The sequence below is a fragment of the Carnobacterium gallinarum DSM 4847 genome (assembly GCF_000744375.1).
GTDB lineage: Bacteria > Bacillota > Bacilli > Lactobacillales > Carnobacteriaceae > Carnobacterium > Carnobacterium gallinarum.
On the sequence record NZ_JQLU01000005.1, the window covers coordinates 2,769,184 to 2,791,789 of the forward strand.

Consider the following 22,606-nt stretch of genomic DNA (forward strand, 5'->3'; position numbering starts at 1 on the left):
AATTTTTTATGAGAGCTGAGATTATTGCAGTAGGAACAGAATTACTACTAGGACAAATTGTAAACACAAATGCTGCTTTTTTATCACAAGAATTAGCAGGTTTAGGTATTAATGTCTATCATCATGTTGTAGTTGGAGATAATCCAGAGCGATTGGAACGAGTATTACAGGAAGCCGAAAGTCGCAGTGAGTTAATTATACTTTCTGGTGGGCTAGGACCAACAAAAGATGATCTAACAAAACAAACAGTTGCGAATCATTTAAAACGCCAGTTAGTAACGGATACGACTACTTTAGAAAAAGTGATTGCTTTTCATGAACATTCCAATCGTCCCATGGCTGAAAATAATAAATTACAAGCGGTGGTTTTAGAAGGTTCAATCGTTTTGAAAAATTCAACCGGTTTAGCAGCAGGGATGTTTTTACAAAATGAAAAGACAATATATGTTTTGTTACCAGGACCTCCAAATGAATTAAAGCCGATGTTTTTACATGAAGTAAAACCTCTATTATTAGCGAATATGGATAAACCAGAATTGCTTATTTCACGAGTATTACGTTTTTTTGGAATTGGTGAATCAAGATTAGTGACGATTCTAGACGATTTAATTGAAAAGCAAACAAATCCAACCCTTGCTCCCTATGCTGGTGTTCACGAGGTAACATTACGTATAAGCGCAAATGGAGCAACTGAGGAAGCTTGTATCCAGCTTTTGAATACTATGGAGGCGGAAATACAAAAGCGCGTTGGTAGCTATTTTTATGGCTATGGCGATGAAACCAATTTAGTAGAAAGTGTTGTGAATTTGTTAAAAGAACATCATTTAACAATTACAGCAGCTGAAAGCTTAACTGGAGGTGAATTTCAAAGTTCGTTAGCTAGTGTTTCCGGTGTATCTGAGGTATTCAATGGTGGGGTTGTCACATATAGCAACGAAAGTAAATCCAAGTTATTAAACGTATCCGAAAAAACAATCGCTGAAGCAGGTGTAGTCAGTGAAGCTTGTGGAATTGAAATGGCAGAAGGTGTTCGGAAGTTATTTAATACGGATATAGCCTTATCTTTCACAGGTGTTGCTGGACCTAATTCTTTAGAAGGACAGGCAGTGGGAACTGTTTGGATAGGCATCGCACAAAAAGGAAAACCAAGTTTTGCAAAATGTTACCACTTCGCTAGAAATCGTAACAGCAATCGCCAACAAGCAACACTATCTGGATTGGATTTGGTTCGTCGATTGATAAAACAATTGCCTTTAGATGAGTAAGAAGATAAGTTTTTAAGTACGAGTAAAAAAATAAAAAATAAAAAGCGAACGTTTGTTCATTTTTTGCTTGCTTTTTTTTATAATAACGATTATGATAGTTTTTGTGAAAGAAAAAAGTTATAAATTTAATGTAAAATAAATAAAGCATAGATAGATTTGAGGAGGAATTTTAATGGCAGATGATCGCAAACAAGCCTTAGATGCAGCATTGAAAAAAATTGAAAAGAACTTTGGTAAAGGTTCGGTAATGAAACTGGGCGAGAAAATTGATACCCAAATTTCAACAATTCCAAGTGGATCCTTAGCACTAGATGTTGCATTAGGTGTTGGTGGTTATCCAAAAGGTCGGATTATTGAAGTATATGGTCCTGAAAGTTCAGGTAAAACAACCGTGTCATTGCATGCAGTTGCTGAAGTTCAAAAACAAGGCGGAATTGCAGCTTTTATTGATGCAGAGCATGCGCTAGATCCAAAATACGCAGCAGCATTAGGTGTAAACATTGACGAATTGCTTTTATCTCAACCAGATACTGGTGAACAAGGTCTAGAAATAGCTGACGCATTGGTTTCTAGTGGAGCAGTGGACATTGTTGTTATTGATTCGGTTGCGGCATTAGTACCACGTGCAGAGATTGAAGGAGAAATGGGTGCTAGCCACGTGGGTTTGCAAGCACGTTTAATGTCACAAGCATTGCGTAAATTATCTGGTTCAATTAATAAAACGAAAACTATTGCTTTATTCATTAATCAAATTCGCGAAAAAGTGGGTGTAATGTTTGGAAATCCAGAAGTTACTCCTGGTGGTCGTGCTCTTAAATTTTATGCAACCGTTCGTTTAGAAGTTAGAAGAGCGGAACAAATAAAAAATGGTACAGATGTAGTTGGGAACCGTACAAAAATTAAAGTTGTAAAAAATAAAGTTGCACCACCATTTAAAGTAGCTGAAGTGGATATTATGTATGGCGAAGGAATTTCACAAGTAGGTGAGCTTTTAGATATGGGTTCAGATAAAGATATTGTTATTAAAAGTGGAGCTTGGTACTCATATGAAGGTGAGCGGATTGGGCAAGGCCGTGAAAACGCGAAAAAATACTTTATGGAAAATCCTGAACTAAGAGCAGAGATTGAAACTAAAGTTCGTGCTGCATACGGCATTGGGGATAAACTTTCTGTGGAGGAAGAAAAAGCAGAATCAAAAAAAGGAACTAAAAAAACTGAAGAAGCAAAAGAAGATAAAAATAAAGAAAATGAGCCCTCACTAAATGAAAATCCAACAGAAATAACGTTGGATTTACCAGAAATTAAGTGAAAAATGTGAGCCTACAAGAAATCAGACAGTTCAGTGGATGTTAAACTAAAGTTTTAGTTTAAAGAAATCCAACATCTGTCTGATTTCTTTTTTTTAGTGATTAAAATAGTTATAAAAAAATTTTCCAATACTAAAAGCTCAATTTTTAATTAATTAAATGAAAATTGTTTAGTTTAAGAAAAATATATTTTAAAGGCTAATTCGTTAGTAATCCTTGAAAAGTAAAGGTTTTCCTAAAAAATCTTTTTTTTGAAGTTTATAAAAAAGGAAAAAAAAGAAAAAGGTTGATTGAAATATGCTAATTAAGTTGACATGTTGAGCTTCTACAATTAAAATTAAACTTGTATATCACCTTAGTTAAATATACGCAGTTAAATTTAAGGGATTTTTGTAATAATGTACCAAAAAAGAAATAAATGACAATTAAATACGTGATACGGAGGTGGAGAAATGGTTTATTTTATCAGTGTAGCCTTCGCTATTGGTACTTTAGTTGTTGGTCTAATTGTAGGATATTTTGTCCGAAAATCAACCCACGAAAAAGAACTGGCTGGTGCTAGAAACACTGCAACTGGAATTTTGGAGGAAGCAAGAAGAGAAGCAGAAACCTTAAAAAAAGAAGCTTTGTTAGAAGCGAAGGATGAGAATCACAGATATCGAACTGAAATTGAAATGGAGCTTAAAGAAAGAAGAAGCGAGATTCTAAAGCAAGAAAATCGTTTACTTCAACGTGAAGAGAACCTAGATCGTAAAGATGATGGGTTAGAAAAACGTGAACGTACTCTTGAAGCAAAAGAAGAAAAATTAAGTTCAAGACAACAACTAATTGATAATCAAGAGAAAAAAGCAACGGCATTAGTTGAAGAACAACAGCTTGAATTAGAACGGGTTGCCGCTCTTTCTCGAGAAGATGCAAAAGATATCATTGTGAAAGAAACACAAGAAGATCTTTCTCATGAATTAGCTGTGATGGTTAAAGAATCAGAACAACGAGCTAAGGAAGAGGCTGATCGTAAAGCTAAGAATTTAATTTCATTAGCGATTCAACGCTGTGCTGCTGATCAGGTTTCGGAAACAACAGTATCTGTTGTAACTTTACCAAGTGATGAGATGAAAGGTCGTATTATTGGACGTGAAGGCCGTAATATCCGCACACTAGAAACGTTAACTGGAATTGACTTAATTATTGACGATACGCCAGAAGCAGTCATTTTGAGTGGTTTTGATCCAATTCGTCGTGAGATTGCTAGAATGACGCTTGAAAAATTAATTCAAGATGGTCGTATTCATCCAGCTCGAATTGAAGAAATGGTGGAAAAATCAAGAAAAGAAATGGATGAACGCATTCGTGAAATTGGAGAACAAGCAACATTTGATGTTGGTGTTCATTCATTACATCCAGATTTAATCAAGATTTTAGGTCGTCTACGCTTTAGAACAAGTTATGGTCAAAATGTCTTAAATCATTCAATTGAAGTTGCCAAATTAGCTGGTGTTTTAGCAGCTGAATTAGGTGAAGATGTGACTTTAGCCAAACGTGCAGGTTTATTACACGATATTGGTAAAGCATTGGATCATGAAATTGAAGGATCACATGTGGAGATTGGCGAAGAAATTGCACTTAAGTATAAAGAAAATGCAACTGTCGTTAATGCGATTGCGTCTCATCACGGAGATACAGAAGCTACTTCAGTTATCTCAGTATTGGTTGCAGCAGCAGATGCCCTATCTGCAGCAAGACCAGGAGCAAGAAGTGAATCGTTAGAGAATTATATTCGTCGTCTTGAAAAGCTAGAAGGAATTTCTAATAGCTTTAGCGGAGTAGAACGTAGTTTTGCAATCCAAGCTGGACGTGAAGTTCGGATTATGGTTCAGCCTGAAGTAATTGATGATTTGTCAGCTATTACTTTAGCACGAGATATTAGAAAACGTATTGAAGATGAACTGGACTACCCAGGACATATTAAAGTAACTGTTATTCGTGAGACAAGAGCCGTTGACTATGCGAAGTAAATAGTAATTCTAAAAATCCTTATTAAAGCATATCGCTTTAATGAGGATTTTTTGTAGATTTCTTAAAAAAACAGCTGAGCTTTTTGAGATGACTTTCAATTTTATCAAAATATTGTTAAAATAGAGAGAATGGATAAATAGAGAAGAGGCAAAAAAATGAGATTATTATTTGTTGGAGATGTTGTAGGTTCAATGGGACGTGAGATGGTTCATGAATATCTTCCAAAATTAAAACGTAAATATCGTCCTCAAGTGACGATTTTAAATGGTGAAAATGCGGCATCAGGTCGTGGAATCACAGAAAAAATATATAAAGGTTTTTTGCAAGATGGTGTTGATATTGTAACGATGGGAAATCATACATGGGATAATCGTGAAATTTTTGAATTTATTGACGATGCAAAAAAAATGATTCGTCCTGCCAATTATCCTGAAGATACAACTCCCGGTAAAGGAATGGCCTTTATTAAGGTTAATACTCTAGAGTTAGCCGTGATTAATTTACATGGTCGGGTTTTTATGGCTGATTTAGATGATCCTTTTCGTAAAATTGAAGATTTAGTTGAAGAAGCTAGACAACGGACTCCACTTATTTTTGTTGATTTCCATGCAGAAACAACTAGTGAAAAACAAGCTATGGGTTGGTTTTTAGATGGTCAGGTTTCAGCAGTTGTTGGAACCCACACACATGTTCAAACAAGTGATTCCCGCATTTTACCACAAGGAACAGCTTATTTAACGGATGTTGGAATGACAGGTCCTTACGATGAAATTTTAGGAATGACTAAGGAACAAGTGATTAACCGCTTTTTAACACAGATGCCAACGCGTTTTGAAGTGCCAAAAACAGGACGTAAGATTCTATCTGCATGTTATATTGAATTAGATGATGTGACGGGTGCGGCTAAAAAAATTGAACCTATTTTAATTAATGAAGATCATCCTTTTGGAGGAGATTTTGAATGAAACCTAGTGAAGAATCGCAACTAGACGCGGTGACAAAACATCAATTAGACCGCTTAATTGAACGTCTGGAAGCTAATGAAGTGATTCAAAATTATCAATTAATTGAAGAAAAAGCGCAAAATCATCCACGATTAAATCAATTAATTGCTGAGATTAAAGTGAAGCAAAAAGAGGCTGTTGCCTTTAATCATTATGGTAAGCCAGAGGCTGAAAAAACTGCTAGTCAGGAAGCCGCTGATTTAACCAATGAATTTAATCAGCATATTGTGGTGACTAGCTATCAAGATGCGTTGGTTGAAGCGAATGATTTATTGCAACATTTAGTTGGTACTGTTCAAGAGGAATTAGTGGATCAAATTACTGACAAACTTGAACAAAGTCGTGAAGAATAAGCAATTTTTATTGTAACTAGTTGTAACAGGAGGAATGTGAGAAAGATGCCACAAAAAACAAAAAATACACCCATGATGGAACAATATTTAGCGATTAAAGCTCAATATCCAGATGCTTTTTTATTTTATCGCTTAGGTGATTTTTATGAAATGTTCTATGATGATGCGATTCAAGCTACTCAATTATTAGAAATTACATTGACAAGCCGGAATCGTAATGCGGATGAACCTATTCCAATGTGTGGTGTACCTTATCATGCTGCTCGAGGTTATATTGATATTTTAGTTGAAAAAGGCTATAAAGTAGCTATTTGTGAACAGGTAGAAGACCCAAAAACAGCTAAAGGTATGGTGAAACGTGAAGTTGTTCAATTAGTCACACCAGGAACAGCTGTTGAAACAAAAAATTTAGATGCAAAAACCAATAATTATTTATCAGCATTAATGATGCAAAGTCCAACGCAGTTTGATTTGGCATATGTTGATTTAAGTACAGGGGAGTTAAAAGCAACTCAATTAACTTCTTTGGAAGATGTAATTAATGAACTTTCTGGAATTCAAACAAAAGAAATTGTCTTTAATCGTTTAGATGAAGATGAAGCGCTACAAATGGATTTAAAAAATAAATTAGGTGTGATGATTTCCTATCAACAAGAAATTTTGGAAAATGCCGAATTTTCTTATTTAACAAGTGAGATAGAAAACGTAGCTGTGTTGCCAGTTTTAAAGGTTTTACTGTCTTATTTAAGTGTGACACAAAAGAGAAGTTTAGCTCATATTCAAAAAGCTGAGTTATACATTCCAGCCCATTTTTTAAAGATGGATCATTATTCTAAATATAATCTTGAATTAAGTTCATCAATTCGCAATGGTCAAAAAAAAGGAACTCTTTTATGGCTATTAGATGAAACGAAAACGGCTATGGGAGGGCGTTTATTAAAACAATGGATTGATCGTCCTCTGATTCAAGAACAAAAAATTAAATCGCGTCAAGCAATTGTGGAGAGCTTAATGAATCATTTCTTTGAACGAACTGATTTGAATGAGGCATTAACAAGAGTGTACGATTTAGAACGTTTAGCAGGTCGGGTAGCTTTTGGAAATGTTAACGGGCGAGATTTAATTCAATTGAAAACGTCTTTATTACAAATCCCACAATTAATTGATATTATTGCAATTATTAATGATACTGAATGGGACCAATTATTAACAGCGTTAGATCCAGTTCCAGAGGTTGTTGAGTTAATTCAATTGGCGATTGATGAAGAGGCTCCACTTTCCTTAAAAGATGGTGGTGTGATCAAAGATGGCTATAATGAGCGTCTAGACCAATACCGTGATGCGATGCGTAATGGCAAACAATGGATGGCACAATTAGAAGCGGAAGAACGTGAAAAAACTGGAATTAAAGGCTTGAAAATTGGTTATAACCGTGTTTTTGGTTACTATATCGAAATTACAAAGTCTAATTTAGCTAATTTGCCAGAAGGAACGTATGAACGCAAACAAACTTTGGCGAATGCCGAACGGTTTATTACGCCAGTTTTAAAAGAGAAAGAAATTTTAATTTTAGAAGCTGAAGAGAAGTCGATGGCTTTAGAATATGAATTATTCACTGAAGTTCGTGAAACAGTGAAAAGCTATATTGAACGTTTGCAACATTTAGCAAAAACAGTGGCAACAATTGATGTCTTGCAAAGTTTTTCCGTTGTCAGTGAAAAATATCATTTTATTAAACCCACAATGACAGCTGGAGCGCATGAAATTAAGTTACTTGAAGGTCGTCATCCAGTTGTTGAAAAAGTACTTGGTCAACAGAGTTATGTACCCAACAGTGTTGAAATGGATCTTGCAACAGATATTTTATTAATTACTGGACCGAATATGTCAGGGAAAAGTACCTATATGCGTCAATTGGCGCTAACTGTTATCATGGCACAGATGGGCTGCTTTGTTCCTGCAGAATCAGCAGATTTACCCATTTTTGATCAAATTTTCACTCGAATTGGTGCGGCAGATGATTTGATTTCTGGGCAAAGTACGTTTATGGTAGAAATGATGGAAGCAAATCAAGCTTTACGTCATGCAACAGACCGTAGTTTAATTTTATTTGATGAAATTGGACGAGGAACTGCAACGTATGATGGGATGGCATTAGCTGAGGCAATTATTGAATACATTCATCAAAATGTTCATGCTAAGACGTTATTTTCTACCCATTACCATGAATTGACAGTTTTAGAAGATAGCCTTAAAGGGTTAGAAAATATTCATGTTGGAGCAGTTGAAGAAGATGGAGAGGTTGTCTTTTTACACAAGATGATGCCGGGACCAGCTGATAAAAGTTATGGGATTCATGTGGCAAAATTAGCTGGATTACCTGAGGAGTTATTGGAACGCGCTGCAACTATTCTTGAAAAACTTGAACAGCAAGATACCGTGGTTTTAGACTATCAACCAACTTATGCAGTAGCAAGTAAAGAAGAAAGTGCTACTGCAGGATCTAAAGCAGTTGAGATGGTGGATAAGGTGGAGGAATCAGAAGGACAGATCTCTTTATTTGATGCCATCAATCCAAATGAAGCAGAAGTAATTGACGCAATTCATCAAATGAATTTAATGGCAATGACTCCGTTGGATGCCATCAACTTATTAAATCAATTGAAGCAAAAACTAGAAAATTAATAAATTAAACAGTTTGAAGATAGCTAAGAGCGCGGGTTCTTAGCTTTTCTGTCAGAAAGGAGTTTTAAAATGGCAAAAATCATTGAATTATCTGAGAAATTAGCTAATCAAATTGCTGCTGGTGAAGTAGTAGAGCGCCCAGCTTCAGTCGTCAAAGAGCTTATTGAAAATGCAATTGATGCTGGCAGCACACAAATTGATATTTTGATTGAAGAAGCTGGCTTAAAAAAAATTCAGATTATTGATAATGGTGCAGGAATTGCATCCGATGATGTTAAAAATGCCTTTAAACGTCATGCCACAAGTAAAATTCATTCACGAGATGATTTATTTAGAATTCGCACGTTAGGTTTTCGTGGTGAAGCCTTACCTAGTATTGCTTCGGTTTCTGAGATTAAACTAGAAACAGCAACTGGAATGGGTGCCGGGAGTTATTTGGCACTTAAAGGTGGCGATATTGTGGAAGAACGTGGGCATTCGGCTCGTAAAGGAACAAGTATTACTGTTGAGAATTTATTTTTTAATACACCTGCTCGTCTAAAATATGTCAAAACCATTCAGACGGAGTTAGCCACTATTGGAGATATCGTCAATCGCTTGGCTATGAGCAACACTGAGATTGCTTTTCGATTAGTACACGATGGCAATCAATTGTTACGAACATCAGGAAATGGTGATTTAAAGCAAACTTTAGCTGGTATTTATGGTGTTTCAGTAGCGAAAAAAATGCGTGAAATCACAAAAGAAGATTTGGACTTTAAACTTTCTGGTTATATTTCACTGCCTGAACTAACACGAGCAAGTCGTAATTATATGTCGATTATGATTAATGGTCGGTATATTAAGAATTATTTGCTGAATAAAGCCATTGTTTCTGGCTATCGCTCTAAACTAATGGTTGGGCGTTATCCAATTGTATGTTTATCGATTCAAATGGATCCTTTATTGGTAGATGTCAATGTGCATCCAACTAAACAAGAAGTCCGAATTAGTAAAGAAAAAGAATTGATGGCTTTAATTGAAGCTGCGATTCATGAGTGTTTAAGTCAAGAGCAGTTGATTCCAGAATCGTTAGAAAGTTTTAGTTTTAAGCGCCCTTATGATAAAACACGTTTTCAATCAGAACAAACGAAAATTAATTTAGATCGACCTACTGAAAAGATTGATTTAGTTCAAAATAAAGAACAATCTCCTAAATTTGATCAAGAAAATCTTCAGATAAGCGAAGAAGATAAATTTAAAACAATTCCTTTTAAATCAATTCCAACTTCTAATTCAAGTTGGCGTGAAGAAACGCCCTTTGAACGTGGAATTGGCTATAACGCTAGTGAAGGTGAGTTATATTTAAAGAAAGATCAGATTGAAGAAGAATTTCCAACGGAGCCGTATCAAGTAGAGTCAGCTAAAGAATCCCAATCTGCTAGCGAATTTATGGAGCAAAGCTCTAGTGAACTGCTTGAGTTACATGAGGAGTCTTTTGTAAAAACAGCTGAAAAATTAATGAAGCAAGAAGCAAAATTAGCGAATAAAGAAATGGCTCATTTGCCAGCTTTAGAATATATTGGGCAGATGCATGGCACGTATTTATTTGCTCAAAATGAAAATGGTCTGTATATTTTAGATCAACATGCGGCGCAAGAACGAATTAAATATGAATATTTCCGTAAAAAAATTGGAGACGTTAGTCGTGATTTACAGGATTTATTAGTTCCAATTATGCTAGATTATCCGAATAGTGATGCAATTAAAATCAAAGAAAATAATGAGGCATTGGAAGAAATTGGTATATTTTTAGAACCTTTTGGACAAAATAGTTTCTTGGTTCGGAGTCATCCTGTTTGGTTTAATCGTGGACAAGAGGAAGAGATTATTAAAGAAATGGTGGATTTATTGCTAGAGCATGGTAGCTTAAGTGTTGCAAAATTTCGTGAAGCAACCGCTATTATGATGAGTTGTAAAGGATCAATTAAAGCCAATCATCATTTAAATGCTCAAGAAGCACGAGCTTTATTGGTTGATCTAGGTAAAACAGAAAATCCTTATAATTGTCCTCATGGTCGTCCAGTACTAATTCATTTTACCAATAAAGATATGGAACGAATGTTTAAACGGATTCAAGATCCCCATTAATGAATCAAGTTAAAGTGAGGTTAGAACCAATGGAATTAATTTTAGCATCAGGCTCTCCTAGACGTAGGGAGCTATTAGCACGGATTACCCCTGATTTTAAGGTAGTCATTTCAGATGTGGATGAAACGATTGATGAAACACTACCTGGCACAGAAATTGTTGCCGAATTAGCAAAACGTAAAGCACAAGTTGTTGCACAAGACTATCCAACGGATTTAGTTATTGGCAGCGATACGATTGTTTATTTAGATGGACGAGTTTTAGGAAAACCAGCCGATGAAGCAGAGGCAAAACAAATGTTAGAAGCATTAAGCGGGACAACACATCACGTGTATACGGCAGTGTATTTAACGAATGGTATAACGGAAGAAACTCAGATCAGTGATACAAAAGTGACCTTGCACCCTTTAACAGCCAAGGAAATTGCTGATTATGTGGATTCTGGTGAGCCGATGGACAAAGCAGGAGCGTATGGAATCCAAGGATTAGGTGCCTTACTGGTGGATGAGATTCAAGGTGATTTTTATGGTGTTGCTGGCTTTCCAATCGCCACCGTGTATCGGATGTTGAAAAAGGTTGGATTTATTAAATAGGTTATTTAAAAGGCAGTTTCATTTTTATGAAACTGCCTTTTTTTACTTTACAAATTAAGATTAATTAGTATAATGGAGATATTAGCTATTTTGCTTTGCAAGATAGTGAAAAAAAGACTAGCTATCTTGCAAAGCAAGTGAGCTGATAAAGGTGATATTATATGGATACTAGCCAGATATTAAAAGGATTACTAGAAGGTTGTATTTTAACAATTATTAAGGAACATGAGACCTATGGATATGAAATGGTGACTAAACTAGAAAGTTATGGACTAGATATGGTCAGTGAAGGAAGTATTTATCCAGTTTTACTAAAATTGCAAAAGCAAAAATATGTTAGTAGTCGTATGTTACCTTCTAATGAGGGGCCAAAACGTAAATACTATTCGATTACACCAGCTGGAAATAATTATTTACAAGAGTTTCAGTTAAAATGGAACAAAATTTCAACAAGCATTAATACAATCTTAGATATGAATTTGGAGGGATGAGAGATGGATTATTTAGAAGAAAATAATCGTTTGAGAAAGCAACTAACTTCTGAGAATGAAAGAGCTTATGGAGATGTTGTTGTTTATTTGCGACTTTCTCATGCTGAGGAGCGGCAAACGGAAGAGTTGCTCCTTGAGATTATAGACCATTTATTAGAAATTCAAAAAAAGGGTGGATCGTATCTTGATTTATTTGGCTCTAATAGTGAACGTTTTTGTGATGAACTACTTGCAAATTTACCAGGAGAAAATAAGTCTGCTTTGTTTAAATTCGGCTTAGTGTTAGTTAGTGTTTCCGTAGTTGTTTGTATGTCGCTATTTTTATCTGATTTTCATTGGTGGAGTATACTCATTCGGATTAGCTATTTACTAGTGGTAGTGATGTTAACGTTTAAAGTATTAAAAAAGTTACTTTTTTTGCCAAAAATGAAAAGTTTGATTTATTCTTGGCTTTTTTTTACAGTAGTCATTGTTTGTTTGGTGGGGATTGAATTTTTTATTGCAACGGTTTGACAAGAAGTAACTAAACTGGCAATAAAATAGATAAATATAGTTTAGTAAGCAACTTCAGCCTCTATTTTTACTTTTTTTGCTATAATAGAATGTAGAAAGAATGAGGTGAGCAGGATGACAAATGAAAACAAAGCGGATTTAAAAAGTAAGTTAAGCGATATTCAATATGAAGTAACACAAAATAATGCAACAGAACGTCCATTTACAGGTGAATATGATGACTTTTATGAAAATGGGTTATATGTAGATATTGTTAGTGGAGAACCCTTATTTACATCAAAAGATAAATACGATGCTGGTTGTGGTTGGCCTGCTTTTACAAAACCGATTGCAGAAAAAGAAGTTGTTGAAAAAACTGATTCAACGTTAGGAATGCGTCGTGTGGAAGTTCGTAGTAAAGAAGCTGATTCCCATTTAGGTCATGTTTTTACCGATGGACCAAAAGAATTAGGCGGTTTACGTTATTGTATTAATTCAGCAGCCTTGCATTTTATTCCAGTAGCAGAATTAGAGGCTCAAGGCTATGGTGCGTATCAAAAATATTTTAATTAATTCATTCAATGCAGACATTTCCTTTGTAGGAGTGTTTGTATTTTTTTATGCTGACAGACAGTTGTCATGGTTAAAGACGTATACTAAGGGAATAAATTAAGAAATGAGGCAGTAAAAAATGAATTTAAAAAGTCAATGTATCTTACTTAACTGGACTGAAAGTCAACCAATCAACGGAATTTCTCAAGCTACAGCAGAATATCAGGTTGCTGGTGCAATCATGGGTAAACTATATTCTCAGTATACGATTCATTATCTTGAACTGAATGAAAAAGACAGTCATCAATCAACTTCAACGTATCTAGGTTATAGCTATTTTGAAAGTGAGAATGAAGCGCATGTCCAACATGGAACGTTTGAAGATAAAGGTTGCTTTGTAAAGGGGGAACTGTCAGGTATTTTGAGTGGGAATCGAGAGTATCTTGGACGATACTATTTAGAAGAGAATATAATGTACCTTGAATTTAAAAGAATATCTTAATTGGTTTCTATTTTCCTATGAATAAATAAGAGTTAGTGTAAAAATTCATAAGATTTAATTTGGGATCTAGTAAGAGACAAAGATGGTTATGGTTGTACCATTTGATATGAAGTTGCTACTAAGATGAATTAGGGCGTATTTACGAGTTTAGTTATGGGGTAAATTGGTCAGATCAAATTTAAGACAGCCGAGTAAGTCAGTATCAACCGAAAAAATAACGTAGCAATACTCCTTCATAACCAACTGCTTTGAGGGAGTATTTTTGCGTATTTCAAAAGATTTTCGCATTTTGCAGTGAAAATATGGTAAAATGCATACGGGAACGAATGTACTATTTCATTCAGAAAAATGTAGTGTGATGGGAGTCATTTATAAAATGTATGAATATATTAAAGGGACACTGACGTTTGTCGGACCAGCTTATATTGTCATTGAAAATAACGGAATCGGCTATCAATTGTTAATTGCCAATCCTTTCCGTTTTTCAAGCAAATTAAATCAAGAAGTTCAAGTTTATGTTTATCAAGCTGTTCGTGAAGATGCGATTACATTATTTGGTTTTAAAGATTTTAGTGAAAAACAGCTTTATCTAAAATTAATTAGTGTTTCAGGAATCGGACCTAAAAGTAGCTTAGCAATTCTTGCTAGTGATGATCATACTGGTTTAGTGCAAGCAATTGAAGGCGATGACGTCACTTATTTGACTAAATTCCCTGGAGTTGGGAAAAAGACAGCATCACAAATTGTCTTAGATTTAAAAGGCAAATTAGATGATTTAGCTGTACCGATTAGCCAAGTGACGGGAGCCTTACAAGAGAAATTAGAATTAACGAGTAATAATGCACCTGTACAGGAAGCGATGGAAGCATTGCTGGCTTTAGGGTATAGTGCTAAAGAAATCAAACGAATTGAACCTAAGATTCGTAGCTTAAATGAACAATCAACAGATGCTTACTTAAGAGCGGCATTGCGTTTATTAATGAAAAAATAAGGGATACTTGAATGAAAAGTGGTGAAAAAAATGAATGAGGAAGAACGAATTATATCTGGTGAAATAGAGAATTTTGAAGAGCAGTCAATAGAGAAATCCTTGCGCCCACAACGATTAAGCCAATATATTGGGCAAGATAAGGTTAAGCGAGAATTAACTATTTATATTGAAGCAGCTAAAACAAGGGAAGAAGCATTAGATCACGTTCTGTTATATGGACCGCCTGGATTAGGAAAAACAACGATGGCAATGGTGATTGCCAATGAAATGAATGTTGGCATTCGGACAACTAGTGGACCGGCTATTGAAAAGGCAGGAGATTTAGTCGCTTTATTAAATGAATTAGAAGCGGGTGATGTTTTATTTATTGATGAAATTCACAGAATGCCTCGAATGGTAGAGGAGATGTTATACTCTGCAATGGAAGATTTTTTTGTAGATATTATTGTTGGACAAGGTCCTAGTGCTCATCCAGTTCACTTTCCTTTGCCACCATTTACATTGATTGGAGCAACTACCAGAGCTGGTTTGTTATCGGCACCTTTGCGTGATCGTTTTGGGATTGTTTCACATATGGAGTACTATACTGTGACTGATTTAAAAGACATTGTTTTACGTTCAGCAGATGTTTTTCAAACACAGATTGATTTAACTGGGGCACATGAGATTGCTCGCCGTTCAAGAGGCACCCCACGGATTGCCAATCGTTTATTGAAACGGGTTCGTGATTTTGCTCAAGTTGAAGCAGATGGTGTTGTCAGTCAAGAGATTGCAGATGAAGCATTAGCCTTATTACGTGTAGATCAAGAAGGCTTAGACTTTATTGACCAAAAAATGCTACGAACAATGATTGAATTGTATCAAGGCGGACCAGTTGGCTTGTCAACGATTGCTGCCAATATTGGTGAAGAAACGGAAACGGTGGAGGATATGTATGAGCCGTATTTATTGCAAATGGGTTTCTTACAGCGAACTCCTCGTGGCCGAATGGTGACAAAACAAGGTTATGAACATCTAGGATATCCATATAAGACAGAATAGTAGGAGAAATGTAAAATGTTAACAACAAAAGATTTTGATTTTGATTTACCAGAAGAATTAATTGCTCAAACCCCATTAGCAGATCGCTCTGCTTCTAAGTTGCTGATTTTAGATGGTCAGACAGGTGCTATAGAAGATCAGCATTTTACTGATATTCTTGCGGAATTAAATGCTGGAGATGCATTAGTCATGAACGATACTCGAGTATTGCCTGCCAGATTATATGGAACAAAACCAGATACGGGTGGACATTTAGAAGTCTTGTTATTAAAAAATACGACTGGTGATCAATGGGAAACGTTAGTCAAACCAGCGAAACGAGCTAAAGTTGGAACAGAGATTTTATTTGGTGATGGTCGCTTAAAAGCAGTTGTTGTGGAAGAGCTAGAGCATGGTGGACGGATTATTGAGTTTAGCTATGAAGGGATTTTTCTAGAAGTATTAGAATCCCTAGGTGAAATGCCTTTACCTCCTTATATTAAAGAACGTTTAGATGATAGTGAACGTTACCAAACAGTTTATGCTAAGGAGAATGGATCAGCTGCAGCTCCAACAGCCGGTTTACACTTCACAGAAGACTTGTTGGAGAAAATTAAAGCAAAAGGTGTTCAATTGGTTTTCTTAACCTTACATGTAGGATTAGGAACCTTTAGACCAGTTAGTGTTGATTCAATTGAGGATCATGAAATGCATTCAGAATTTTATCGTTTATCAGAAGAAAGTGCAGCAGCTTTGAGAGAAGTGAAGGCTCAAGGCGGTCGGGTAGTTGCGGTCGGGACAACATCTATTCGGACACTAGAAACAATTGGAACTAAGTTTAATGGTGAAATCAAAGCAGATAGTGGTTGGACAAGTATTTTTATTGTACCTGGTTATACATTTAAAGTTGTAGATGCTTTTTCGACCAATTTTCATTTGCCGCAATCAACATTAGTGATGTTAGTTAGTGCTTTTGCTGGACGCGATCATGTTTTAGCAGCCTACCAACATGCAATTGATGAAAGATATCGTTTCTTTAGCTTTGGCGATGCAATGTTTGTAAAATAAAACTACAAAAAAACAGTTGGCTTTTCATCGCCAACTGTTTTTTTATCTATCAGAGAGGATACAAGTAAATCAATAGTACATTTTAACTAAGAGTGAGGTCGATCTTTAAATTTCTTTCTAAAACAAAATTCGGTTCTTACTTTACTTCTTCGATTCTATTCCTAACACTTACGAAAAACACTTTTTACTGTACTTAACTAAATGAGCGAAACAGTGGAAATCTGTAATCTTAAAACACGATATTTGATTTAACTTGCTCTTTTACAAAAAATTGTAACAAATGAGAAATTTTTCTGATTTACTTGTATAATCATCTCTCTTACTATCTAGAGTATAACATGCTAAGTAAGCGTTTGCAATAGATATGCTTTTATATTTTAGTATTCAAAAGAAGAATTTTGATAGAATTGATCAATTCTATAGTATTATTCGTACTTAATGGTCATTCAGATAAAATTAAACAAGAACTTCAAAATGGAAAACATACCCTAATAAGTTGTTACCGTACTTTTATAACCTTACTGTATGCTGATGGTTCTGAAAATAGAGGTTATGAATTACACTCTACTAATGATTCTGCATAAGTTTTCAATCAATTCCGAATACCAGAAAATCTGAAAATGAGTCTCAAAGATGAGAAAAAAATTTTATAATAGAAAAGCAATGTCAAATTTTAATTATAGAGATTTTTTTGATGATCATATTCACTGACAAGCTGCCTATCGGATTTTGGAAGGAAGAGGAATAACTAAGATATTAATTGGACTCATCCATTGGCAGGAAGCATTTTACAATTGAATCTAGAAAATAAGAATAAAAAGGATTTTTGAGCTGTTTTAATCTGTTAGATCGAAGCAATTTAAGTTTAAGACTAGTCCATCTATCTTTTTATTTTATCTAATTTAAACTTCATACGTAGCATTCATTTTTTATAGAAAATTTAAATGGTTTTACTAATAATATTCAATCGATCAAAAGTCCGATTGCTCTAAAAATTAGGCTGTGCTATACTGGTGTGTAATGAAAAGTAACTACTTGCTTTTTTTATAGAAAATAAAAAATTCGTTCTAATTTAATTTATATTATGGAAGGTGTGAGTCCGATAGATGAGAAACAGATAACTGGTACGCAACAGCGGATTATTGATGCTGCATTGCACCTTATTTCTCAAGTTGGATATAAAAGTACAACAACCAAGTTAATTGCACAAGAGGCTGAGGTCAATGAAACGACAATCTTTAAAAATTTCAAATCAAAAGAAGCCTTGATGAATGTTGCTTTTAAACAGCATGCAAATCAAATTAAAGAAGAGGTTGATACTTTTTTTCAACAGGATTTTAAAGATTCAAGAGATTTATTAAAACGCACAGGACACTTTATTCAAGATACCTATACAAAGCATCGTTATGTAGTTATTGGTTCAATTAAAGAAGTCGGCAATGAAAAAGCAAAAACAATTTTTAATTATAAGCAAGAATACATTAATGCCATGCTTTCGGAAAAGCTACAAGAATTTCCTGATGCAGAACATTTTTGTCAAAAAGATTATGAAACAATCAGCTTTATTTTTAATAATGCTATTGTTGCATTATTGCTCCAAGAAATTGGACAGGCGGATGGAGAATCAGTAGAGTCTAAAATTACTTTAGAAAATATTATTGATATGACATTACGTCCATTTGAAGAAGAAAATGATTGAGATTGAAAAATAGGAGAAGATAAAAATGACAGAACCAGCAATTAAATACCGTTTAATTAAGAAAGAAAAACATACGGGAGCCCGTCTTGGTGAGATTATTACGCCACATGGTACATTCCAAACACCAATGTTCATGCCTGTTGGAACACTAGCAACTGTTAAAAGTATCGCCCCAGAAGAGCTAGATGCAATGGGAGCCGGAATTATTTTAAGTAATACGTATCATTTATGGTTACGTCCAGGTGAAGATATTGTCGAAGAGGCTGGTGGCTTGCATAAATTCATGAATTGGGACAAAGGAATCTTAACGGATTCTGGCGGCTTCCAAGTATTCTCATTAAGTGATATGCGTCGTATTGAAGAAGAAGGCGTTCATTTTAGAAATCATCTAAATGGTTCAAAAATGTTTTTATCTCCTGAAAAAGCAATTAATATTCAAAATAAATTAGGTCCAGATATTATGATGAGCTTTGATGAATGCCCACCATTTGACGAAAGCTTTGATTATGTGAAAAAGTCAGTCGAACGAACTTCTCGTTGGGCTGAGCGTGGCTTAAAAGCTCATGCAAATCCAAATACACAAGGCTTATTTGGAATTATTCAAGGGGCAGGTTATAAAGAATTGCGTCAACAAAGTGCTCGTGATTTGATTTCTATGGATTTTCCAGGCTATTCAATTGGCGGTTTATCCGTTGGTGAACCCAAACATTTAATGAATGAAGTTCTTGATTACACAACGCCACTGATTCCAGATGACAAACCACGTTATTTGATGGGGGTTGGATCAGCAGACTCGCTAATTGATGGAGTTATCCGTGGGATAGACATGTTTGATTGTGTCTTGCCAACTAGAATTGCTCGTAATGGTACATGTATGACAAGCGCTGGACGCTTAGTTGTGAAAAATGCTAAATTTGAAAGAGATTTCCGCCCAATTGATGAAAAATGTGATTGCTACACATGTAAAAACTATACGCGTGCTTACATTCGTCATTTAATTAAAGCAGATGAAACATTTGGTTTGCGTTTAACAAGTTACCACAACTTATACTTCTTGCAAAACTTAATGAAAAATGTTCGTCAAGCCATTATGGATGACAATTTGCTTGAATTCCGTGAAGCTTTTTTTGAAGAATATGGTTTTAATAAACCAAATGCCAAAAACTTCTAATAAAATGAAGAGAAACAAAGGAAATTACTAGCTGAAAATCAAAAAGTTTGTTACAGTATATAATGAACTGTTTTTCAAAGTATAGAAATGGAGTGAATCGTACATGTCAGGAATAATTAGCTTTTTACCATTCATTGCAATCATTGGAGTGTTTTACTTCTTCATGATGAAGCCGCAAAAAAAGGCTGCAGATGAAAAGAAAAAAATGATGGATTCTCTAAAAAAAGGAGATCATATTGTTACAATCGGTGGACTACATGGTGAAGTTGATGAAGTCAATGAATCTGATAAAACCGTTTCTCTTGATTGTGATGGCATCTATTTAACTTTTGAAAGAGCTGCAATTGCTCGAATTCTACCTTCAACACCAGCAGAACCTGTTGTTTCAGAAGTATCTTTAACAAAAGAAGAAGTTTCTGTTGATGAAGCAACTGAAGAAGTTGTCATTGAGGAAGACGTTTTAGATGTAACAAAAGAAGATGAAACAAAATAAATTGTCATTTACTAAGACTTGGAAAAAAGCCATTGGTTTTTTTCTAAGTTTTATTTATTTATCTCACAGTTTTTGTTCAACTATTTGAAGGAGGATTACTTTATTAATTCTTGTCAATTAGGTATGATAAACGTAGTTAGATAAAATTAATTTGGAGAGGTTTGAGGTGTGTTAAGATGAAAGAGAAGGTTCAGCTTTTCATGAAGTGGTTTCAAAAAAATTTAACTTGGGTAAAACTCTTTTTTATTGGATTTATTTTATTATTTGTACTTTCTCAAGTATTAAAAATTGCATCAGATATTAACTATCAGGAATTAAAAAGTAGTTTGTTTTCTCAAAGTCCAATTGCCGTTATTTTAATGTTTGTTTTAGGATTGATTGCGGTACTACCAATGATGTTATATGATTTTACAATTGTAAAACTTTTACCAGGTGAATTTAGTTGGATGCATATTTTTAAAGCCGGTTGGATTACGAATACTTTTACGAATATTGGTGGTTTTGGTGGGTTTTTAGGAGCCTCATTACGCGCAACTTTTTTTGGAAAAGATGCTAGTCATAAAGAAATTATTTTAGCAATTTCAAAAATCGCCTTATTTCTATTGTCTGGTTTATCCATTTATTCATTGATTGGATTAATTAGTTTAGCGATCCCAAATTACGCAACGAATTTTCAAGATTATTGGCCATGGTTATTAGGTGGCGCTTCTTATTTTCCAATTGTCTTTATTTTTACTAAGATAAAAAGCAAAACCTTATTTGAAGATTTACCTCTAAGACGCGAATTAGTCTTAATAGGTGCTTCCATTTTAGAATGGGGTTCAGCATTGGGTTTCTTTATTGTTATTGGTTATTTATTGCAAGAACCAGTGAACTTAGTTGATATTTTTCCGATATTTATCATCGCATCGATTATTGGAATTGTTTCCATGGTGCCAGGTGGAATTGGAACGTTCGATGTATTTATGATTTATGGGCTAGGACAAATTGGTGTATCAAAAGAATTAGCAGTTGTTTGGTTGTTATTTTATCGAATTTTTTACTATATTATTCCATTTTTGATTGGGATTTTATTTTTTGCTCATGATGGCGGTAGTAAAGTAAATACTTATTTAGATGGATTACCGAAACAACTCATTCAAAAGGTTGCCCATGTATTTTTAGTAGTGTTTGTTTATTTCTCTGGATTTATGATGATTTTGATTTCAACTGTCCCAAATCTAGCCTTTCATAATCATTTTTTTGCAAGGCTCTATCCTTTTACCTTTTTCTTTATTACTCAGCTGAGTAATGTTATTTTTGGGTTCTTGTTATTGGGCTTAGCACGGGGGATTGAAAGCAAAGTGAAGAAGGCTTATTGGCCGACTATTATTATTTTAGGTTTTGGAATTGTGAATACGTTACAAAAAGATTTTTCTTGGAGTTTAACGTTCTTTTTAGCTTTTGTAGTTTTTTGTGTTTATCTAGCACGTAATGAATTTCAGCGGGTAAAATTAGTTTATTCTTGGGGGAAAGTCTTTGTTGATGGAGGCGTCGTTTTTGGAACGTTATTCTTCTATATTATCTTAGGATTTTTAAATTCTCCGCGGTTTCACCAGCAACGACGAGTTCCTAGAAATTTACTATTTCCTTCACATTCTATGTGGTTGATTGGATTTATTGGAGTAGTAGTAGGGATTGTTAGTTTTCTTTTGATTGTGAATTATTTGATGCGTTCCAAATTAACAATTGGCGTTGCTTTCGATGAAACACGTTTGAAAAAATTACTTGCTGAATTTGGTGGCAATGAGGTCAGTCATCTTGTTTTTTTACGCGACAAGAATTATTATTTTTATCAAATCGATGATGGCAGTGAGCTTAAAGATCAGCTAGTTTTTCAATTTAAAAAAGAAGCAGATAAGTTAATTATTATGGGAGAACCTTTTGGAAATAAGCAGTATTTAGAAACAGCGATTGTAGCCTTTATGGATGAGGCAGAGCGCTTTGGTTACTGTTTAGTCTTCTATGAAGTTAGCGGTGATCTCGTGACGATTTTACATGAATTAGGCTATGACTTTATGAAAGTCGGTGAAGAAGGGCATGTTGAATTGGCTGAGTTTACGTTATCTGGGAAGAAACGGCGTGCTGAACGAGCGTTGGTGAATAAGATTGAACGCGAAAATTATCAATTTAGAATGGTTGAACCACCATTTACAGCGGAATTTTTAGCTGAAATCAAAGAGGTATCCGATAGCTGGTTAGATAAGCGTCAAGAGAAAAGTTTTTCATTAGGTTTTTATGATGTTTATTATTTAAACCAAGCGCCGATAGCGGTTGTAGAAGATGAAAAAGGAACAATTGTGGCTTTTGCTTCTATGATGCCTAGTGAAACGGAAAAACTTATCTCTATTGATTTGATGCGTCATGACTTACAAAAGGCTCCTTCAGGTGTAATGGATTATTTATTTGTGAAACTATTTGAACTAAATCGTGAAGCGGGTTATGTAGAGTTTAATATGGGAATGGCGCCACTTTCTAATGTGGGAGTAACTAGATATAGTTTTCTAAGTGAACGAGTTGCTAGATTAATCTATCGCTTTGGTACGAAATTCTACGGTTTTGTTGGTTTACGTAACTACAAAGAGAAATATGTGACCACTTGGATTCCAAAATATGTGGCTTTTCGCAAAAAAAATTCGATTCTATTTACTATGTTGCAATTAGTTATTGTCGTAGGGAAAAAAAAGACCTACATTGAAGAAGAGTAGTGTTATAATAGAGAGACTAATTTATAT

At 34.7% G+C, this 22,606-nt stretch carries 19 protein-coding genes; all 19 read left to right on the forward strand.

Going from position 1 to position 22,606, the window contains the following annotated elements:
• Positions 1-8: 8 nt before the first annotated feature.
• The 19 genes from BR43_RS17550 to mprF all read left to right on the forward strand — a co-directional run bounded on the left by BR43_RS17550 (position 9) and on the right by mprF (position 22,579).
• Entirely contained in the window at positions 9-1,265 is a 1,257-nt protein-coding gene (locus tag BR43_RS17550; protein WP_034564324.1) for a competence/damage-inducible protein A, read from the forward strand.
• A 172-nt stretch (positions 1,266-1,437) separates the two neighbouring features.
• The gene (recA, locus tag BR43_RS17555) at positions 1,438-2,574 is read left to right on the forward strand and encodes a recombinase RecA (RefSeq protein ID WP_034564326.1); all 1,137 of its coding nucleotides are present in this window, start codon (positions 1,438-1,440) and stop codon (positions 2,572-2,574) included.
• Positions 2,575-3,024: 450 nt separating this feature from the next.
• Positions 3,025-4,587 carry a ribonuclease Y gene (gene rny / locus BR43_RS17560; protein WP_034564329.1) on the forward strand — a complete coding sequence of 521 codons (1,563 nt, stop codon included), beginning with the start codon at positions 3,025-3,027 and terminating at the stop codon, positions 4,585-4,587.
• 156 nt (positions 4,588-4,743) lie between these two features.
• The gene (locus tag BR43_RS17565) at positions 4,744-5,553 is read left to right on the forward strand and encodes a TIGR00282 family metallophosphoesterase (protein WP_034564331.1); all 810 of its coding nucleotides are present in this window, start codon (positions 4,744-4,746) and stop codon (positions 5,551-5,553) included.
• Entirely contained in the window at positions 5,550-5,945 is a 396-nt protein-coding gene (locus BR43_RS17570) for a YlbF family regulator (protein WP_034564333.1), read from the forward strand. Before BR43_RS17565 ends, BR43_RS17570 begins: the two co-directional genes overlap by 4 nt.
• Positions 5,946-5,990: 45 nt before the next feature.
• The gene (gene mutS / locus BR43_RS17575; protein WP_034564336.1) at positions 5,991-8,630 is read left to right on the forward strand and encodes a DNA mismatch repair protein MutS; all 2,640 of its coding nucleotides are present in this window, start codon (positions 5,991-5,993) and stop codon (positions 8,628-8,630) included.
• A gap of 69 nt (positions 8,631-8,699) precedes the next feature.
• The gene (mutL, locus tag BR43_RS17580; RefSeq protein ID WP_034564338.1) at positions 8,700-10,760 is read left to right on the forward strand and encodes a DNA mismatch repair endonuclease MutL; all 2,061 of its coding nucleotides are present in this window, start codon (positions 8,700-8,702) and stop codon (positions 10,758-10,760) included.
• Positions 10,761-10,789: 29 nt separating this feature from the next.
• The gene (locus BR43_RS17585; RefSeq protein WP_034565382.1) at positions 10,790-11,353 is read left to right on the forward strand and encodes a Maf family protein; all 564 of its coding nucleotides are present in this window, start codon (positions 10,790-10,792) and stop codon (positions 11,351-11,353) included.
• 161 nt (positions 11,354-11,514) lie between these two features.
• Positions 11,515-11,844 (forward strand): PadR family transcriptional regulator, encoded by a 330-nt coding sequence (locus BR43_RS17590; RefSeq protein ID WP_034564341.1) that lies wholly within the window; start codon positions 11,515-11,517, stop codon positions 11,842-11,844.
• A gap of 3 nt (positions 11,845-11,847) precedes the next feature.
• Positions 11,848-12,357 (forward strand): DUF1129 domain-containing protein, encoded by a 510-nt coding sequence (locus BR43_RS19325; RefSeq protein ID WP_051934027.1) that lies wholly within the window; start codon positions 11,848-11,850, stop codon positions 12,355-12,357.
• 114 nt (positions 12,358-12,471) lie between these two features.
• Positions 12,472-12,909, forward strand: a complete 438-nt coding sequence (gene msrB, locus BR43_RS17600; RefSeq protein WP_034564344.1) for a peptide-methionine (R)-S-oxide reductase MsrB — start codon at positions 12,472-12,474, stop codon at positions 12,907-12,909.
• A 118-nt stretch (positions 12,910-13,027) separates the two neighbouring features.
• The gene (locus tag BR43_RS17605) at positions 13,028-13,390 is read left to right on the forward strand and encodes a hypothetical protein (RefSeq protein WP_034564346.1); all 363 of its coding nucleotides are present in this window, start codon (positions 13,028-13,030) and stop codon (positions 13,388-13,390) included.
• Positions 13,391-13,766: 376 nt separating this feature from the next.
• Complete coding sequence (gene ruvA / locus BR43_RS17610) at positions 13,767-14,381, forward strand: Holliday junction branch migration protein RuvA (RefSeq protein ID WP_034564348.1); 615 nt, start codon at positions 13,767-13,769, stop codon at positions 14,379-14,381.
• A gap of 30 nt (positions 14,382-14,411) precedes the next feature.
• Positions 14,412-15,422 (forward strand): Holliday junction branch migration DNA helicase RuvB, encoded by a 1,011-nt coding sequence (gene ruvB / locus BR43_RS17615; protein ID WP_034564350.1) that lies wholly within the window; start codon positions 14,412-14,414, stop codon positions 15,420-15,422.
• Positions 15,423-15,437: 15 nt separating this feature from the next.
• Positions 15,438-16,469: a tRNA preQ1(34) S-adenosylmethionine ribosyltransferase-isomerase QueA gene (queA, locus tag BR43_RS17620; protein ID WP_034564353.1), complete on the forward strand. Its 1,032-nt coding sequence runs from the start codon at positions 15,438-15,440 to the stop codon at positions 16,467-16,469.
• A 1,084-nt stretch (positions 16,470-17,553) separates the two neighbouring features.
• Entirely contained in the window at positions 17,554-18,168 is a 615-nt protein-coding gene (locus tag BR43_RS17625; protein ID WP_034564355.1) for a TetR/AcrR family transcriptional regulator, read from the forward strand.
• A gap of 25 nt (positions 18,169-18,193) precedes the next feature.
• Positions 18,194-19,339, forward strand: coding sequence for a tRNA guanosine(34) transglycosylase Tgt (tgt, locus tag BR43_RS17630; RefSeq protein WP_034564357.1), 1,146 nt, complete (start codon positions 18,194-18,196; stop codon positions 19,337-19,339).
• Positions 19,340-19,442: 103 nt separating this feature from the next.
• A complete protein-coding gene (gene yajC, locus BR43_RS17635; protein WP_034564359.1) occupies positions 19,443-19,832 on the forward strand; it encodes a preprotein translocase subunit YajC in 390 nt (129 codons plus the stop codon).
• A gap of 176 nt (positions 19,833-20,008) precedes the next feature.
• On the forward strand, positions 20,009-22,579 hold the full coding sequence (gene mprF / locus BR43_RS17640; RefSeq protein WP_034564361.1) for a bifunctional lysylphosphatidylglycerol flippase/synthetase MprF: 2,571 nt from the start codon (positions 20,009-20,011) through the stop codon (positions 22,577-22,579).
• Positions 22,580-22,606: the final 27 nt, after the last annotated feature.

Bases quoted from the DNA above. Each gene is read 5' to 3' on its own strand.
- BR43_RS17570 (WP_034564333.1), top strand. From the start codon at position 5,550: ATGAAACCTAGTGAAGAATCGCAACTAGACGCGGTGACAAAACATCAA.
- yajC (WP_034564359.1), top strand. From the start codon at position 19,443: ATGTCAGGAATAATTAGCTTTTTACCATTCATTGCAATCATTGGAGTG.
- mutL (WP_034564338.1), top strand. From the start codon at position 8,700: ATGGCAAAAATCATTGAATTATCTGAGAAATTAGCTAATCAAATTGCT.
- mutS (WP_034564336.1), top strand. From the start codon at position 5,991: ATGCCACAAAAAACAAAAAATACACCCATGATGGAACAATATTTAGCG.
- BR43_RS17625 (WP_034564355.1), top strand. From the start codon at position 17,554: ATGGAAGGTGTGAGTCCGATAGATGAGAAACAGATAACTGGTACGCAA.
- BR43_RS17590 (WP_034564341.1), top strand. From the start codon at position 11,515: ATGGATACTAGCCAGATATTAAAAGGATTACTAGAAGGTTGTATTTTA.
- ruvB (WP_034564350.1), top strand. From the start codon at position 14,412: ATGAATGAGGAAGAACGAATTATATCTGGTGAAATAGAGAATTTTGAA.
- queA (WP_034564353.1), top strand. From the start codon at position 15,438: ATGTTAACAACAAAAGATTTTGATTTTGATTTACCAGAAGAATTAATT.
- BR43_RS17550 (WP_034564324.1), top strand. From the start codon at position 9: ATGAGAGCTGAGATTATTGCAGTAGGAACAGAATTACTACTAGGACAA.
- BR43_RS17605 (WP_034564346.1), top strand. From the start codon at position 13,028: ATGAATTTAAAAAGTCAATGTATCTTACTTAACTGGACTGAAAGTCAA.
- BR43_RS19325 (WP_051934027.1), top strand. From the start codon at position 11,848: ATGGATTATTTAGAAGAAAATAATCGTTTGAGAAAGCAACTAACTTCT.
- recA (WP_034564326.1), top strand. From the start codon at position 1,438: ATGGCAGATGATCGCAAACAAGCCTTAGATGCAGCATTGAAAAAAATT.
- BR43_RS17565 (WP_034564331.1), top strand. From the start codon at position 4,744: ATGAGATTATTATTTGTTGGAGATGTTGTAGGTTCAATGGGACGTGAG.
- ruvA (WP_034564348.1), top strand. From the start codon at position 13,767: ATGTATGAATATATTAAAGGGACACTGACGTTTGTCGGACCAGCTTAT.
- tgt (WP_034564357.1), top strand. From the start codon at position 18,194: ATGACAGAACCAGCAATTAAATACCGTTTAATTAAGAAAGAAAAACAT.
- rny (WP_034564329.1), top strand. From the start codon at position 3,025: ATGGTTTATTTTATCAGTGTAGCCTTCGCTATTGGTACTTTAGTTGTT.
- msrB (WP_034564344.1), top strand. From the start codon at position 12,472: ATGACAAATGAAAACAAAGCGGATTTAAAAAGTAAGTTAAGCGATATT.
- BR43_RS17585 (WP_034565382.1), top strand. From the start codon at position 10,790: ATGGAATTAATTTTAGCATCAGGCTCTCCTAGACGTAGGGAGCTATTA.
- mprF (WP_034564361.1), top strand. From the start codon at position 20,009: ATGAAAGAGAAGGTTCAGCTTTTCATGAAGTGGTTTCAAAAAAATTTA.